This window comes from Jeotgalibacillus malaysiensis (genome assembly GCF_044789845.1).
GTDB lineage: Bacteria > Bacillota > Bacilli > Bacillales > Jeotgalibacillaceae > Jeotgalibacillus > Jeotgalibacillus malaysiensis_A.
Genome location: NZ_CP085252.1, coordinates 2,336,899 through 2,352,812, shown reverse-complemented (window position 1 = coordinate 2,352,812; position 15,914 = coordinate 2,336,899). Strand labels below are relative to the sequence as shown.

12 protein-coding genes are annotated in these 15,914 nt (G+C 46.7%); 10 read left to right on the top strand and 2 right to left on the bottom strand.

The genetic code is table 11. From position 1 onward, the window contains the following. Position 1: 1 nt before the first annotated feature. Genes LG330_RS12610 through LG330_RS12575 form a run of 8 tightly spaced genes read left to right on the top strand, consistent with a single transcriptional unit; the run spans position 2 to position 10,321 of the window. On the top strand, positions 2-784 hold the full coding sequence (locus LG330_RS12610) for a sirohydrochlorin chelatase (RefSeq protein ID WP_404404355.1): 783 nt from the start codon (positions 2-4) through the stop codon (positions 782-784). Then, the gene (locus tag LG330_RS12605; protein WP_404404353.1) at positions 759-1,370 is read left to right on the top strand and encodes an NAD(P)-binding protein; all 612 of its coding nucleotides are present in this window, start codon (positions 759-761) and stop codon (positions 1,368-1,370) included. The genes LG330_RS12610 and LG330_RS12605 overlap by 26 nt, the downstream gene beginning before the upstream one ends. Further along, positions 1,367-2,209 (top strand): uroporphyrinogen-III synthase, encoded by an 843-nt coding sequence (locus LG330_RS12600; protein ID WP_404404351.1) that lies wholly within the window; start codon positions 1,367-1,369, stop codon positions 2,207-2,209. The genes LG330_RS12605 and LG330_RS12600 overlap by 4 nt, the downstream gene beginning before the upstream one ends. After that, positions 2,199-4,013, top strand: a complete 1,815-nt coding sequence (locus LG330_RS12595; protein ID WP_404409596.1) for an assimilatory sulfite reductase (NADPH) flavoprotein subunit — start codon at positions 2,199-2,201, stop codon at positions 4,011-4,013. Before LG330_RS12600 ends, LG330_RS12595 begins: the two co-directional genes overlap by 11 nt. A 28-nt stretch (positions 4,014-4,041) precedes the next feature. Then, positions 4,042-5,757 (top strand): assimilatory sulfite reductase (NADPH) hemoprotein subunit, encoded by a 1,716-nt coding sequence (gene cysI, locus LG330_RS12590; protein WP_404404349.1) that lies wholly within the window; start codon positions 4,042-4,044, stop codon positions 5,755-5,757. Further along, the gene (gene cysD, locus LG330_RS12585; RefSeq protein WP_404404347.1) at positions 5,754-6,683 is read left to right on the top strand and encodes a sulfate adenylyltransferase subunit CysD; all 930 of its coding nucleotides are present in this window, start codon (positions 5,754-5,756) and stop codon (positions 6,681-6,683) included. Before cysI ends, cysD begins: the two co-directional genes overlap by 4 nt. Position 6,684: 1 nt before the next feature. Further along, positions 6,685-8,514 carry an adenylyl-sulfate kinase gene (gene cysC / locus LG330_RS12580; protein WP_404409594.1) on the top strand — a complete coding sequence of 610 codons (1,830 nt, stop codon included), beginning with the start codon at positions 6,685-6,687 and terminating at the stop codon, positions 8,512-8,514. Between the two features lie 28 nt (positions 8,515-8,542). Further along, the gene (locus LG330_RS12575; RefSeq protein WP_404404345.1) at positions 8,543-10,321 is read left to right on the top strand and encodes an SLC13 family permease; all 1,779 of its coding nucleotides are present in this window, start codon (positions 8,543-8,545) and stop codon (positions 10,319-10,321) included. Between the two features lie 567 nt (positions 10,322-10,888). On the opposite strand, the gene rpsD is transcribed toward LG330_RS12575, so the two are convergent. After that, on the bottom strand, positions 10,889-11,491 hold the full coding sequence (rpsD, locus tag LG330_RS12570) for a 30S ribosomal protein S4 (RefSeq protein ID WP_039810416.1): 603 nt from the start codon (positions 11,489-11,491) through the stop codon (positions 10,889-10,891). 575 nt (positions 11,492-12,066) lie between these two features. Between rpsD and LG330_RS12565 the strand changes: the two genes are divergently transcribed. Both LG330_RS12565 and megL read left to right on the top strand, forming a co-directional pair. Next, complete coding sequence (locus LG330_RS12565) at positions 12,067-13,908, top strand: sensor domain-containing diguanylate cyclase (protein ID WP_404404343.1); 1,842 nt, start codon at positions 12,067-12,069, stop codon at positions 13,906-13,908. A gap of 109 nt (positions 13,909-14,017) precedes the next feature. Further along, complete coding sequence (gene megL / locus LG330_RS12560) at positions 14,018-15,235, top strand: methionine gamma-lyase (RefSeq protein WP_404404341.1); 1,218 nt, start codon at positions 14,018-14,020, stop codon at positions 15,233-15,235. Positions 15,236-15,285: 50 nt separating this feature from the next. Here the strand turns inward: megL and LG330_RS12555 are convergent, their stop codons facing one another. Further along, on the bottom strand, positions 15,286-15,765 hold the full coding sequence (locus tag LG330_RS12555; protein ID WP_404404339.1) for a GAF domain-containing protein: 480 nt from the start codon (positions 15,763-15,765) through the stop codon (positions 15,286-15,288). Between the last annotated feature and the right edge of the window lie 149 nt (positions 15,766-15,914).

The window sequence follows — 15,914 nt, the reverse complement described above, 5'->3', positions numbered from 1 at the left end:
GATGCAGGGAGTACTATATGTCAGTCACGGAAGTCGGGTTGAGGAGACGAAGGCTGAAGTGGAGCGGGTCGTGGAAGAAGCACACAAGGGTATTGATGTTGCGCTTCACAGGCTGTGCTACTTGGAAATCGCTTCTCCAGGCATAGAAGAAGGGGCAGGGAAACTGATAGCGGAAGGTGCAAAGCGGATAGCTATTGTTCCGCTGCTTCTGTTCAGTGCCGGTCACTATTATTCAGATATTCCGGATGAACTGGAGAACCTTCAGAAGAAATATCCGGATGTCACTTTTACATACGGAGAACCTCTAGGTGTACAGGGGGCTTTAATTGATGCACTCTCCGACAGGCTTAGCGAAAAAGGATCAACGGATGCATTTCTCCTTGTAGCAAGAGGAAGCACGAATCCGGCAACGGAACAGGTGATGGAAACGATCAGGGAACACCTTGTAGCGAAAACCGGAAGCAGGCATGGAGAGGTTTGCTACCTTGCTGTTCTGGAACCGACGTTTGAACAGGGACTGGCGGACGCAGTTAAAAAGCATCCAGAAGGTCTCATCGTACTCCCCTGTCTCTGGTTTACCGGCAGACTGATCCGGCACATTGAAAAGGAAGTGGGGATTTTGAAAGAGAAAGGTTGTAATGTCCACACAGCTCATTACCTCGATAACCACCACTTCATCATCGAACTCCTTCGGCAACGGGTTCAGGAATCTTTGGAAAAAGAACCGTACACTCCCTTGATGAAGGAGGATACAGACCATGAGTCATTTGCCGCTCACCGTTAACATGAAGGGAAAGCGGGTCGTCATTGTCGGAGGAGGTACTGTCGCTGAAAAACGGGCGAAAAAACTTCTGGACGCAGAAGCTTCGATTACGATAGTGAGTCCTGAAATAACGCCGGGCCTGGGCCATCTGGCAGGAGAAGAACGTTTTCATTGGAAACGAAGAACGTTTGAGCGAAGTGATATAGAAGGGGCTTTTCTCTTAATAGCCGCTACCGGTAACCGGCATGTGGATGAAGAAGTGAAGAAAGCCGGAGAGAATGTGCCGCTTGTAAATATTTCCGGAGAGGCAGATGCCGGGAATATACACTTCCCTGCTCACTTCTCCCGCGGCCGACTGTCCATTGCCGTATCTACCGGCGGGGCGAGTCCGGCTCTTGCTGCGCGTATCAAGAACCGTCTCGAAGAAGAGTATGACGAAGATTATGCGGCTTACCTCGACTTTTTGCATGTTTGCCGAACGAAAATTAAAACATCCGGTCTGTCAGAGGAAAAGAAGAAAGAAGCAATCAACAAACTGCTCGATGAAGACTGTGGAGAGGAAAAAGAGCAGGCTCTTATGGTCGCAAGGTTGGAGGGGATCGAGTGAACAGTTTGAATGGAAAAAGAATAGCAATAGCGGCTGACAGGCGTAGCAAAGAATTGGGAGCTCTCATTAAAAATTTTGGTGGCACTCCTGTATATACGCCCATCCAGGGAGAACAGCAGCTGCATGAAAAGCGAAGTATCAGAGACGTGCACATTTTGTTGGAAGAAGATTTCGAATGGATCATTCTAACGACAGGAATCGGTGTGCGAACTCTCGAAAATGCAGCACAGCAAGAAGGGATACTTGATGCCTTCCTTGCAAAATTGCAGAATGCGAAGCTCGCGATCCGAGGTAAAAAGGCGCTCCGGTGGCTCATTGAACATGAACTTACAGCTGAAGTCGTCTCTGAAGATGGGACGATGAAAGGGCTGGTGGAAAAGCTTGAAAAAGAACAGGGAAGAGCCTTTCTACAGGCATACAGTGTTGATGATGCCTCATGGAAAGAATCATTCGGGAAGTTTTTTTCCTACGTGTACCTTTCCCGTCCTTATGAATACAAACGACCTTCAAAAGATGTCAGGAAAACGTTAGTCGAAAGAGTAACGAATGCTGAAGTCCAGGCTGTCCTGTTCACCAGCAAAACGCAGGTAAGAAATTTGTTCGAAGAAGAAGCGGACGACCGGCTTGTCCATTCACTGAATAATAGAGTGAAAGCGGTCGCCACAGGAAAGGTCACGGCAGAGGAACTCAGAAATTTCGGTGTACAGGAAATACTGTACCCGGAAAATCAGAAAATGGGAGCGATGGTTGTAGATATGGCCCGCTACTTTGATGCGATAAATGACAAGGGGGAAGAGAAACATGCAAGACAAACAGGAGGTGGAGACGGTGCAACTTGAAGTGATGAACAGCCCGTTCAATGAAAAGCAGGCAGATCTTCTTAATCAGCTGCTGTCTTCGATGACGGAAAATCAGAAAATCTGGCTCAGTGGTTACCTGGCGAGTGCCCCGGCTCTTGCACCGAAGACACTGCCCACGCAATCAGGAGGAGAAGTCGAAAAAACGAAAGCAGAAGCAAAGCAGCGGTCGATCACGGTTCTGTACGGCTCCCATACCGGGAACTGTGAAGAACTTGCAGAGCAATTATCAAAGAACCTGAAGGAAAAAGACTTTCAGGTCACAGTCTCTTCCATGGATGATTTCAAACCGAAGAACCTGAAGAAAACGGAGGATCTGCTCTTGGTGACGAGTACGCACGGAGACGGAGACCCGCCGGATAATGCTATGACCTTTTATGAATTTCTCTTCAGTAAACGCGCACCGGAATTGAAAGACATGCGGTACTCCGTACTTGCTCTTGGAGATAGTTCGTATGAGTTCTTCTGCCAGACAGGAAAAGACATCGATGCGAGGCTAGAAGAGCTCGGCGCAGAGCGCTTATATGAAAGGATAGACTGCGATCTCGACTTTGAAGAAGCGGCAGAAACATGGAAGGAAGGGGTGCTGGAAAAGCTCGAGGAACAGAGTCCCTCCGCTCAGGCTGAAGGTGTGGCGAAGGCGAAGGAAACAGCGGTCTGGCCCGTCTACTCCAAAGCGAATCCGTTCCGGGCGGAGATACTCCAGAATATCAACCTGAACGGGCGTGGATCCAACAAGGAAACCCGCCACATCGAGCTGGATTTAGAAGGATCGGGACTTGACTATGAGCCGGGCGACAGTATCGGCATTTTACCGGAAAATGAGGAGAAGCTTACGGATGAACTGATCCAGGAAATGGGCTGGGACGGGAAAGCATCGGTCACTATAACCAAAGATGGAGAAATCCGTTCGGTGCGTGAAGCGCTCCTGTCCGTCTACGAAACGACGGTGCTGACGAAGCCGCTGCTTGAAAAATCCTCTACCTTGACGGATAACGAGGACCTGAAAGCGCTCATCAAAGACACGGAGGCATTGAAATCCTATATATACGGCCGCGACTTACTGGATTTTGTCCGTGATTTCGGACCGTGGGACGTACCGGCTGAAGAATTCCTTTCAATCCTTCGTAAATTACCGGCCCGTCTGTATTCCATTGCCAGCAGCAGTGCAGCGAATCCGAATGAAGTCCACCTGACAATCGGAGCTCTGCGCTATGAAGCGAACGGTCGTCAGCGCAACGGCGTCTGCTCGGTACAATGTGCAGAGCGGGCAGACGCAGGGAATACGCTACCAGTCTTTGTCCAAAAAAACCGTAATTTCCGCTTGCCGGAATCAGGAGATTCAAAGATCATCATGATCGGAGCCGGAACCGGCGTAGCTCCGTACCGTGCATTTCTCGAAGAACGCGAAGAAAGGGAGGACGAGGGAGAGAACTGGCTCTTTTTTGGAGAGCAACACTTCGTTACCGATTTCCTTTATCAGACGGAGTGGCAGCGCTGGAAAAAAGAGGGCCTGCTCACCCGGATGGATGTCGCTTTCTCGAGGGATACTGCGGAGAAAATATACGTGCAGGACCGTTTGTGGGATCAGCGGCAGGAAGTGTTCCGCTGGCTTCAAGAAGGAGCGTATGTATACGTATGCGGCGATGAATCCCGAATGGCGAAGGATGTGGATCGGACACTTACAGCTATTATGGAATCGGAAGGGAACCTTTCTTCTGAGGAAGCGTCCGATTATATGAAAGCACTTCGAACAGAAAAACGATACCAGCGGGACGTTTACTGAACCGCTGCAGCAAGAAAGGGAGAGAGATATGACCGATAAACAGCCGGGACGACCAAGTGAAATGGAAAAACTGAAGGAAAAAAGTGATTACTTGAGAGGCTCCCTCGTAAAGAGCTTTCAGGAACCGTTGACAGCGAGTATTCCTGAGGGGGATGCCAAAATACTGAAGTTCCACGGTAGCTATATGCAGGATGACCGTGATCTACGTCTGGAAAGGAAACAGCAGAAACTCGAGCCTGCCTATCAGTTCATGACGAGAGTTCGGGCCCCGGGAGGGGTGGCGACACCAGAGCAGTGGCTCGTTATGGATGACATAGCGAATAAATATGGAAATAAGACGCTCAAGCTTACAACGCGACAGGCTTTTCAGACGCATGGGGTATTGAAATGGAACATGAAGCCTCAAATCCAGGAGATCAATGAGGCACTTATGGATACACTCGCTGCCTGCGGAGATGTGAACAGGAACGTGATGGCCGGTGCCAATCCTTACCGGTCGGAGATACACGGAGAAGTGTACAAATGGTCAAAAGAATTGAGCGATTACTTATCCCCCCGTACCAAAGCGTATCATGAAATATGGCTGGATGAAGAAAAAATTGTCGACACCAGGTCGGAAGAAGAGATCGAACCGATGTACGGGAAATTCTATCTTCCGAGAAAGTTCAAGATTGGGATTGCCGTGCCTCCGTCAAATGATGTAGATGTCTATTCCCAGGACCTCGGATTCATCGCCATCGTTGAAAATGGGAGACTGCTCGGATTCAACGTTACCGTTGGGGGCGGAATGGGGATGACACACGGAGACACGAACACGTACCCTCAGATCGCCCGCGTCATCGGCTTCTGCAAGCCTGAAAACATTTTAGACGTGGCAGAGAAGATCATCACCATCCAGCGCGATTACGGAAACCGCTCTGATCGGAAAAATGCAAGATTCAAATATACAATCGATAAGCGTGGTCTCCCGTGGGTAAAAGAAGAGCTCGAACAGCGCCTCGGTTACAGACTCGAGGAAGAGCGTGACTTCCACTTCGATCATAACGGAGACCGGTATGGATGGACCGAGGGGAACGGTGAATGGCACTTCACTTTATTTGTCCAGAACGGCCGGATTAAAGATGAAGACAATTATCCACTTATGACAGGTCTCCGAGAAATTGCCAAAGTCCATGAAGGGGAGTTCCGGCTGAGTCCGAACCAGAATCTCATTATTGCAAGGGTAACGGATGCGAAAAGAGAAGAGATTGAGGCACTGATTGAAAAGTACGGTTTGACAGATGGCAGGTCCCATTCGGCGCTCAGAAGGAATTCGATGGCCTGTGTCGCAATGCCGACATGTGGGCTTGCGATGGCGGAGTCAGAGAGGTATCTTCCAACGCTCGTCGATAAACTCGAAGATATTCTGGACGAAGCGGGTCTCCGGGAGGAAGAAATCGTCATCCGGATGTCCGGCTGCCCGAACGGCTGCTCCAGGCCGGCCCTGGCGGAAATCGCGTTCATCGGCAAAGCGCCGGGCAAATACAACATGTACCTTGGCGGAGGGTTTACAGGAAACAGACTGAATCGGCTATACCGCGAAAATATCGGAGAAGAAGAGATTCTCGATACTCTCCGTCCTCTTTTCATCGAATATGCGACGGAGAGAGAAGAAGGGGAACATTTCGGTGATTTCGTCATTCGGGCCGGGCACGTAAAAGCTGTGCAGTCAGGTCTTGATTTTCATTCGGAGGTGAAAGTATGAAGGTGAACACGGAAGAGAAAAAACAGGGATCCGGGCTTACGCATTTGGATAGGCTCGAGGCAGAAGCCATCTATATTATCCGGGAAGTGGCGGCGGAGTGCGGGAATCCGGTCATGCTGTATTCGATCGGCAAAGACAGCTCGGTGATGCTTCACCTGGCGATGAAGGCTTTTTATCCCGAGAAGCCCCCCTTCCCGTTCATGCATATCGACACGACGTGGAAATTCAAAGAAATGATAGAGTTTCGGGACAGGAAAGCAAGAGAGCTCGGCATCGACATGATCGTTCATACCAACGAACAGGCAGCGAAGGAAGGGATTAACCCGTTCGATCACGGAGCAAATTATACAGACATTATGAAAACCCAGGCATTGAAAGAAGGACTTGATAAGTACGGGTTCGATGCTGCTTTCGGTGGAGGACGCAGGGACGAGGAGAAGTCACGTGCCAAAGAGCGGGTGTTTTCGTTCCGTAACAAGAACCATGCCTGGGACCCGAAGAATCAGAAGCCAGAGATGTGGAAGTTGTACAATACGAGGATTGACAAAGGAGAAAGCATGCGCGTCTTTCCTTTGTCCAATTGGACGGAAAAGGATATCTGGCAGTATATCCGAAAGGAAAATATCGATATCGTTCCGCTCTATTATGCGAAAGAACGTCCAGTCGTCTATCGCGAAAACAATATCGTGATGGTCGATGATGACCGGATGCGCTTCGAGCCGGGAGAGAAGGTTGTCCATCGCAAAGTCCGCTTCCGTACGCTCGGGTGTTATCCACTGACCGGTGGAGTGGAATCGGAAGCGGAAACGCTGGATGAAATCGTCGAGGAAACGCTCGGAGCAGTATCGTCGGAACGGACCAGCCGGGTGATTGATCAGGAAGCGGCCGGAAGCATGGAGCGGCGGAAGAGAGAGGGGTACTTCTAGTATGGAAAGTCTGTTGAAATTCATTACGTGCGGGAGCGTGGATGACGGCAAGTCCACGCTCATCGGTCACATGTTATATGATGCGAAGCTACTATTTGCCGATCAGGAGAAGGCACTCGAACTCGACAGCAAAGTCGGAAGCCGGGGCGGAGAAATCGATTATTCGCTGCTTCTTGACGGGCTGATGGCTGAACGGGAGCAGGGGATAACGATCGATGTGGCTTACCGATACTTTACGACGGATGCCCGTTCATTTATCGTAGCCGATACGCCGGGACATGAACAGTATACGAGAAACATGGCGGTAGGAGCTTCTTTTGCGGATCTCGCAGTCATCCTCGTCGATGCGACGAAAGGGGTCATCACCCAGACGAAACGTCATGCGAGAATCTGCTCCCTTATGGGGATCCGTCATATGGTTTTGGCCGTGAATAAAATGGACCTCATCAAATATGACGAAGAAACGTTCAGGAAAATTAATCGTGACTTCGACACATTCATCTCTTCTTTTGCGGACATAAATACAACGGTGATCCCCGTATCCGCCACGGAAGGGGACAATATTACGTCGAACTCTACGAATACACGCTGGTATAATGGACCGCCACTGCTTACATATCTTGAGAATGCCGACGTTACAAAAGAAGAAGAGGAAGCGCCTTTCATCATGCCGGTACAACGGGTCTCCCGTCCGGGGTACCACTTCCGGGGATTTCAGGGGCAGATTGAGTCCGGTCGAATCCACCTGGGAGATGAAGTTCTGATATTACCAAGCAGAGAACGGGCAACAGTTAAAAACATTCTCATCACTGATCGGGAAGTGGGCCGGGGGGATACCGGACAGCCGGTAACTGTGCAGCTGGACAGGGAATTGGATATATCGAGAGGCAACGTGATTACTGATGTAGATCTTCCAGTTACGGATCGTTTCACCTCAAGTCTCCTCTGGATGGACGATGAACCGCTGACAGAAGGGAAAAACTTTCTCGTGAAAGCTGGTACCAAGACGATTCCAGGTACAGTAACCGCTATTCATCATAAAACGGATATCAACACCGGGGACCAGGTGGATGTATCTCGAGGAGAGAAGAATGAGCTGCTTACTGTGGAGGTTGTTACGGCGGAAAAAGGTGTGTTTGACAGCTTCCGAAATAATGAGACGTTGGGGGCATTTATTCTAATCGACCGCGTGACGAACAGTACGGCGGCAAGCGGTGTCATCGAGGAGACGATGCACAATTCTCCGAATACTACTTGGGAAGATACATCGATCACCCGGGAATTCCGAGCCGGTCAGAAAGGGCAGAAGCCGGTCACTCTCTGGTTCACCGGCTTGTCGGGGTCCGGGAAATCGACTCTTGCTAGTGAAATAGAAGCAAGACTTTTCCACGAAGGATACCATACAATGCTTCTGGACGGAGACAATGTCCGCCACGGATTGAACGGTGATCTTGGTTTTAATGCAGAAGACCGTTTCGAAAATATCCGCCGGATAGCGGAGGTATCACGTCTTATGAACGATGCCGGTCTGATTACGCTCACCTCTTTCATCTCACCGTATCAGAGGGACAGAGAGAAAGCGAAGAAGATCATTGGAGAAGGGTTTATCGAAATTTTTGTCAATACACCTCTGGAGGTTTGCGAAGAGAGGGATGTAAAAGGATTATACCAAAAGGCTAGAAAAGGTAAGATTTCCGGATTCACTGGCGTGTCTGCTCCTTATGAGGCACCAGGGGATCCGGACATAGAAGTCGATACAACCGATCTTTCGCTTGAGGAAGCGACAAACTACGTGCTGAAAGAAATCAAAAGGTACATGGGTCAGCCGTGATGAAAAGGTAAAAGGGGCCAAGATAAATATGACGATGGAGATGGCGATGGTTTTAGGAATTGTCGGGCTGATGCTGATCGGTCTTATAATGGACGTGGTACGACCTGAGCTGCTGGTACTCACGACGCTCTTCGTGTTCATCGTGTTCGGTTTCATTTCTCCGGAAGAGGGGCTTGCAGGTTTTTCAAACCAGGGAATGCTGACAATTGGGTTGTTATTCATTGTCGGGGGAGTGTTCGAAAAAAGCGGTCTTGCGGAGAAGTTTGTTTCCCGAATCCTTTCAGGTGCAGCGTCGGAAGGGAAAGCCAGAGGACGTCTGCTGATTCCATTGGCCGGCATGTCAGGATTTCTGAACAATACTCCGCTCGTCGTAACGCTTACTCCGCTCGTCCGGAAATGGTGTGAAGTCCACAAGATAGCTCCTTCCAAATTCCTGCTGCCCTTGTCGTATGCGACCATTCTGGGAGGAACAATGACACTGATGGGGACATCGACGAACCTTGTAATTCACGGGCTGCTACTTGACTTCGGGGAACAGGGATTCCGTTTCTTCGAGCTTCTGATTGTAGGACTTCCGGTTACGGTGGTCGGACTTATTTATCTTCTTCTTTTCGCTCCGCGTCTGCTCCCCGGGCACGAGAGCGGAGAAGGTGAAGAGGAAGAAGTGAGCCCGAGAGACTTCCTGAGTGAACTCCGGGTGCAGATTGATTTTCCGCACGCCGGAAAAACAGTAAAAGAGGCAGGTCTCCGGAATCTGGAAAGTTTATACCTGATAGAAATCAGACGCGGGAAAGAGAGAATCGCTCCCGTGTCCGGCGATACCCGGATTTTCCCCGGAGATCGTCTCTTTTTCACTGGAGTCATCTCATCGATCGCAGAACTTGGAAAACGCCGGGGCCTGGTCGTTGATACAGGCACTGATTTAAGTATCGTCGGTTTAAAAAAAGGGACGAATAAACTGAGAGAAGGGGTGGTCTCTCATCAGTCCTCTCTGCTCGGTCGTACCGTGAAAGAAATTCGGTTCCGTGAAGCTTATGATGCCGCTGTTGTAGCCATCCATCGTAACGAAGAGCTGTTAGAAGGGAAAATCGGTGACATCAAACCAAAGGCGGGGGATGTATTGCTGATGGTCGCTGGCGAGTCGTTTGATCAACGCATGAAGAGGCATCGTGACTTTTACGTTACATTTCCTGAGGGAAAAGAAAAATTTTTTGAAGATGATCGTACCGGATGGAGTGCTCTGGTCATTTTCATAGGAGCTATCGTGTGTGTGGTCAGCGGATTTCTTAGTATTTTCAATGCCATGGCCTTGGCTGTCGGTCTGATGCTCGCTTTTCGCCTCGTTTCCCCTGAAGAGGCACGGGAGATGATCCGGTTCCGGGTGCTTCTCCTTATTGCGGGAGCCCTCGGAATAGGCAACGTCATCATCGAATCGAAAGCGGCGGACTGGATGGCGCAGGAGCTTATGGAAGCGATGGAACCCTACGGAGTCATCCTTCTGCTTGTCGTTTTATATGGAATGATTGCTCTTCTAACAGAAGTCGTGACGAATAATGCGGCAGCTGTCATCATGTTCCCTGCCGCCTATCAGATTTCCGGACCGATCGGGATAGAACCGATCGGCATGGCGATCCTTGTAGCGATAGCAGCTTCTGCAAGCTTCTTATCACCGATTGGTTACCAGACGAACCTGATTGTTTTCGGTCCTGGAGGCTACCGCTTCCGGGATTATCTGCGGGCCGGGATGCCCCTTACTTTTCTTACCGGGATTGTAACGGTAGGAATGGTTTATTTGGTATATATGTAGAGTTCTGATGTTAATGAGGGGGTTGAATGGAGCGAATGAATGATGTACCTTGTCATGCTCTCAATCTTCGTACCACAGTCTATCGAATCATAAAGGAAGAAGCACTGAGAAATATAATCCCTCGGTGCTTCTCCTTTATTCATCCATCCATCCGGTTTCACAATATAAACGTTTAAAGTTTAAGCTTTCACCCACCTATAGTGAATCCATTTAGCGAAGAATTACCTCCTGGAAAGTAAATACTTAAACAAAGAAAGACCGTCCATGTGGGCGGTTTTTCTTTTAAGTCTTAGAAGTGACTGTTATAGAAAAATAATGAAAATTGTAAAGCAATTTTTTAGTATCCGCATTACATGCTGGATTTATATTAGTTTTAAAGAAACAGTTATTAATTTTTTGCACTTATTCCTTTACCCACCGTTAAGCAATTTTCATTTCTTTTTGGTCCCAAATGAAAGTCATATAATGCATTGTTTTGCAAATTAGGAAAAAATAAAAAAACCCTCGAAACGTTGGCATTCCAACATTTCAAGGGATTTTTGAGTACTATCCTGCAAATTGTAGAATTTAACGAGAGTAGAATTCTACGATTAGTGCTTCGTTGATATCAGCAGCAAGCTCGTTACGCTCAGGGAAACGAGTGAAAGTACCTTCAAGCTTGTCAGCATCAAAAGATACATACTCAGGAGTGAAGCTGTTAAGCTCTACTGCTTCCTGAACGATATTCAGCTTCTGTGATTTTTCACGAAGGCTGATTGATTGTCCTGGTTTTACGCTGTATGACGGGATGTCAACGCGTGAACCATCAACAAGAATGTGGCCGTGGTTTACAAGCTGACGCGCCTGACGACGAGTACGAGCAAGACCAAGACGGTATACAAGGTTGTCAAGACGAGCTTCAAGAAGGATCATGAAGTTATCACCGTGACGTCCAGGTAGTTTACCTGCTTTGTCGAATAGGTTACGGAACTGACGCTCAGTTACTCCGTAAGTGTGACGAAGCTTCTGCTTCTCCTGAAGCTGAAGACCATATTCAGATAGTTTTTTACGCTGAGTAGGACCGTGTGGACCCGGAGCGTAAGGACGCTTTTCTAGTTCTTTACCAGTGCCGCTTAGTGAAACACCAAGACGACGAGACAGTTTCCAAGATGGACCTGTATAACGAGCCATAATTTGACTCCTCCTTGTGTTTTTATTTTGTTGTAAAATAAAAACCATGTGATAAACCATCAACACCCATTTTGTTATCTTGCACCATCGCCCTGCAGCAGGGGTTACACGATGCACCTACAAACAATAGGAACAAAATGAGACATTCATGTGTTCACAAAAGGCTGCATTATTTTACACAAAGATCATCATACAATTTATAAGGCTTTCTGTCAACCGTTATTCTGAAACATCATTGATAGCGCGTATATTAAAATATGCAAATACACGATGGCGGTTTTTGCTGAAATAATTGCTGAAAAGTCTGTTACGAAAAGCGGCCTGCGAGTATAGTAAATAGGACATACTGTGCTATAATTAATATTTGTAAATATCTGAAAATTATATAATAAAGCAATTATATTTAATACATAAGCTATGTTAAGGATTGTTTTTGTTTCTGCACGGCTGGTGATTGCAGCGTAAGGGGGCGAAGCCTGCGGGCTCATCGCCCGGCCGCGGGTAGCATCCCCCCTCTCGCTGCAATCACCAGCCATCTTTAACAAAGCCAATACATAAGAGACGAAGGTGAAAAAATGGATTCGCTGAAACCGTTTATGGACCGATTTAAAGCTGGTGTCTTTGATATTCTCGCACATTCCATGGCAGGAGAAAGCTCGATCAGACACTGGTACCGTCAGTTATCTGCCCTATTAAAAGAACACTTTGATATAGAAGAAACCTTCTATTTATATAAGGAAGGAGAGCATCTTTATGAATACGATGAATCTCTGGAAAAGCGGGAACCAATAGATAAAAGCATCATTAACCAACTTAATAATCAGCCATACTATATTTTAAAATATAATCAGACATTTCTTAAGCAGGGAGATATTTTAATTCCATGCTACGAAAAATCCGATCTGATGGGTTTTATCGCAATCAGACCTTTACCTGAAGCGCAGTGGGCAAAAAACCCTGTCATGGTATCAGTTTTAGCTTGTGATACTGCTGTACTTTATCAGAATGTCAGAAGGATGTTAATCACCGCAGAAGAGAGAAAAAGGTATCATGAGCTTTTTGATGTCACAAAAGCGTTTAATTCCCATATGAATGTGTCTCAGGTACTTGCTAAAATCATTCATTCATTAAAGAACACGTTCTCTCATTATAAGTTCACATTAATTCTCTCAGACGATCAAGGCGTTGAAAAAGGTTTGCCGATTGAATACCTGGATTATCAGTCTGATAACGAAGCGCTTTTTCATGCATTTGTTTCCTCTGAAGTAACAATCGATGATCAGGGAAGCCGTTCCATTATGTATTCACCATTAAAAGGTAAGCAGGGCGTTTATGGATTGTTAAAAACTGAAGGGAAATCTAACAAATCACTCAAAAAGAACGAGATAGAATTTATTAAGGTACTCTCAACCACTGCTGGTCATGCGCTTGAGAATGCAAAACTCTATATGCAATCAAGACAGCTGATTATTGACTTGAAATTAATTAATGACCTGTCACACGAGCTGAATGCAAATCTCAACATGAAAGATATGATGAGCGTGCTGACAGTGCAGATTCAAAAAGCATTGAATCCTGATGAAACAGGGTTGATTTGGGTAGATCATGAGGAATGGAAAATCGTCGAAGGTAGTTCTGCTTTTTTCAACACTGAACAGGGCCGTGTTTATATTGAGAATGTTAAACAGCAGCTGTTAGAAGGAACTGACGGCGTGTACATGTCTGACTGTGCTTTAGAAGCGGGATACCGCTCGCTGATTGCCGTTCCGATGATCCATCATGACGAGTTGAAAGGATTCTGTATCGTGCTTCACCAGGATTCTTACGCTTTTACATTTGAGATGTATAAACTTTTTAAGTCAATCGTCCATCACTCAGCTTTAGCACTTGTCAATGCTATGCTGCGCGTGGAGATGCAGGAAATGATTAACCGGGATCATATGACAGGTCTTTTTGCGAGACATTACCTTGATCAATTCATTGAAGAGTCAATGGCAAAAGATGAGCAGGGTGTATTTATCTTAATTGATATAGACGACTTTAAAAAAGTGAACGACACATATGGTCATCAAAAAGGAGATCAGGTCATTATTCAGGTTGCAAAGCATTTAATGTCATTCCAGAACGAGCACAGCGTTTCTGCAAGGTGGGGTGGAGAGGAACTGGCGATCTACTTCCGGAACATTTCACTTCATGAAGGAGTAGCATTAACAGAAAACCTTAGAGAAACTGTTCAGCACGTAACAGATCCGGAAGTATCAATTTCATGCGGAGTCTCCAACTGGACTGGTGAAGTTCATGACGAGATGCTTAGTGTAGTCAAACGTGCTGACATCGCATTGTATAAAGCGAAAAACACCGGCAAGAACCGCGTTGTCTGGTTAAAAAGAGAATCAGATCAGATTATGCGCTCTTAAAAGGACTGTTTAAATGCAGTCCTTTTTATATTGGAAAGATCCATTGAAATTATTACAAAATCAAGTAAAATAGGTTATGAAAGCGATTACAAAACAAGGGGAGCTTGACATGTCAAGAGAGAAAAAAAGATTTGAAACAGAGGTTATTCATAGTGGGTATGATTCAGGAAAATATGAAGGATCACTGACGCCTCCGCTTTACCAGACGTCAACTTATACATTTGCTCATGCCGCTGAAGGGGAAAGGCGATTTGCAGGAGATGAGGAAGGATACATTTATTCACGTCTTGGAAACCCGACAGTGAAAGTACTTGAAGACAGAATGACAACGATTGAAGACGGGGAAGCTGCTTTAGCATTTGGTTCCGGTATGGCTGCTGTTTCAGCGATTCTGTTTCATCTATTAAAATCAGGGGATCATATTGTCTGTTCGAAAGGAGTGTACGGTTGTACATTCGGTTTGCTTGAATTGATGTCAGAAAAGTTCCAGATCACGCATGAATTTGCGAACCTTTCTACAGAAGAAGCGATCAGACAATCGATTTCACCGGACACAGCCTGTATATACGTAGAAACACCCATTAATCCAACAATGGAGATCATTGACCTTGAACTGGTTTGCCGCGTAGCAAATGAGCAGGGGATTCCTGTTGTAGTTGATAATACATTTAGCTCACCTTACCTCCAGAACCCGTTAAAATTCGGAGCGGACTTTGTACTTCATAGTGCGACAAAGTATATTGGCGGGCACGGGGATGTTATTGGTGGACTGCTGGTTGCAAAATCAGCTGAAGCAATTGCTGAAATCCGGATGACAACCCAAAAAGATATTGGCGGGATCATGTCACCATTTGATGCGTGGCTATTACTGAGAGGTTTAAAAACGCTCGCTGTCAGGCTGGACCGTCATTGTGATAATGCTGAAAAAATTGCGGGCTATCTCAAACAGCACCCGTCTGTCAGAAATATTTATTTTCCTGGCGACAATGACCATCCATCACACCACATCGCTGCGAAGCAAATGAGTAGATGGGGGGGCCTCATTTCGTTTGATTTTAATGGCACAAAGAAAATGGCTCAGGCTTTTATGGATGAATTAAAGCTGATCAAAATAGCAGTGAGCCTTGGAGATGCAGAAACACTGATTCAGCATCCTGCAACAATGACACACTCAGTCATACCTGAGGCGACAAGGCAGGAAATGGGCATCAGCGATACGCTGCTGAGACTGTCAGTCGGGCTTGAATCATGGGAGGATATTAAAGAGGACCTTGACCAGGCATTTACAAGAATTGAGGAAAGTGCAGCAATGAAGCAGGAAAGCTGATCATATAAAAGCCGCACGCGAATCGTCGCTTGCGGCTTTTTTGGCAATCATTAAATAGATTTAGTTAAAATTTCCGCGAATGTTTCAAGTCCTTTTTGATCTTCCTCATCAAAGCGGCTCTTTACCGGACTGTCAATATCGAGGACGCCGATTACTTCGCTGTCTTTAACGAGTGGGACCACAATCTCTGACTGAGAAGCAGCGTCACATGCAATATGGCCGGGGAATGCACGAACATCCTCGACACGCATCGTTTTGTTTTCACCTGCAGCTGTGCCGCATACGCCTTTTCCAAGTGGAATTCTTACACAGGCAGGAAGCCCCTGGAATGGTCCGAGTACAAGCTCGCCATCCTCCATTAGATAAAAGCCTACCCAGTTCGTTTCATCCAGAAATTGATTCAGCAATGCTGAGGCATTGCTTAGATTTGCAATCCGGTTCGGTTCATCTTCGAGTAAAGCCTTAAGCTGTTTGTGAACCATTTCATATTGTTTTTCTTTACTGCCTTTATACGTTTCGACATTAAACATCTTATCACCCGCTTAATTGATTTGATTTTTCCTTTCATACGCGTAATTTGAAGAACGCTTTTTAAAGGAAGGCTGCCGTGGCACCCCGAATATATACATTAGAATAATACAGGTATAACACAGCATGGAACTTGAAGCAATCATTTGAA

Excerpts from the sequence above, each read along its gene's own strand:
- LG330_RS12575 (WP_404404345.1), top strand. The coding sequence starts at position 8,543 with ATGACGATGGAGATGGCGATGGTTTTAGGAATTGTCGGGCTGATGCTG.
- cysD (WP_404404347.1), top strand. The coding sequence starts at position 5,754 with ATGAAGGTGAACACGGAAGAGAAAAAACAGGGATCCGGGCTTACGCAT.
- cysC (WP_404409594.1), top strand. The coding sequence starts at position 6,685 with ATGGAAAGTCTGTTGAAATTCATTACGTGCGGGAGCGTGGATGACGGC.
- LG330_RS12610 (WP_404404355.1), top strand. The coding sequence starts at position 2 with ATGCAGGGAGTACTATATGTCAGTCACGGAAGTCGGGTTGAGGAGACG.
- cysI (WP_404404349.1), top strand. The coding sequence starts at position 4,042 with ATGACCGATAAACAGCCGGGACGACCAAGTGAAATGGAAAAACTGAAG.
- rpsD (WP_039810416.1), bottom strand. The coding sequence starts at position 11,491 with ATGGCTCGTTATACAGGTCCATCTTGGAAACTGTCTCGTCGTCTTGGT.
- LG330_RS12555 (WP_404404339.1), bottom strand. The coding sequence starts at position 15,765 with ATGTTTAATGTCGAAACGTATAAAGGCAGTAAAGAAAAACAATATGAA.
- LG330_RS12565 (WP_404404343.1), top strand. The coding sequence starts at position 12,067 with ATGGATTCGCTGAAACCGTTTATGGACCGATTTAAAGCTGGTGTCTTT.
- megL (WP_404404341.1), top strand. The coding sequence starts at position 14,018 with ATGTCAAGAGAGAAAAAAAGATTTGAAACAGAGGTTATTCATAGTGGG.
- LG330_RS12605 (WP_404404353.1), top strand. The coding sequence starts at position 759 with ATGAGTCATTTGCCGCTCACCGTTAACATGAAGGGAAAGCGGGTCGTC.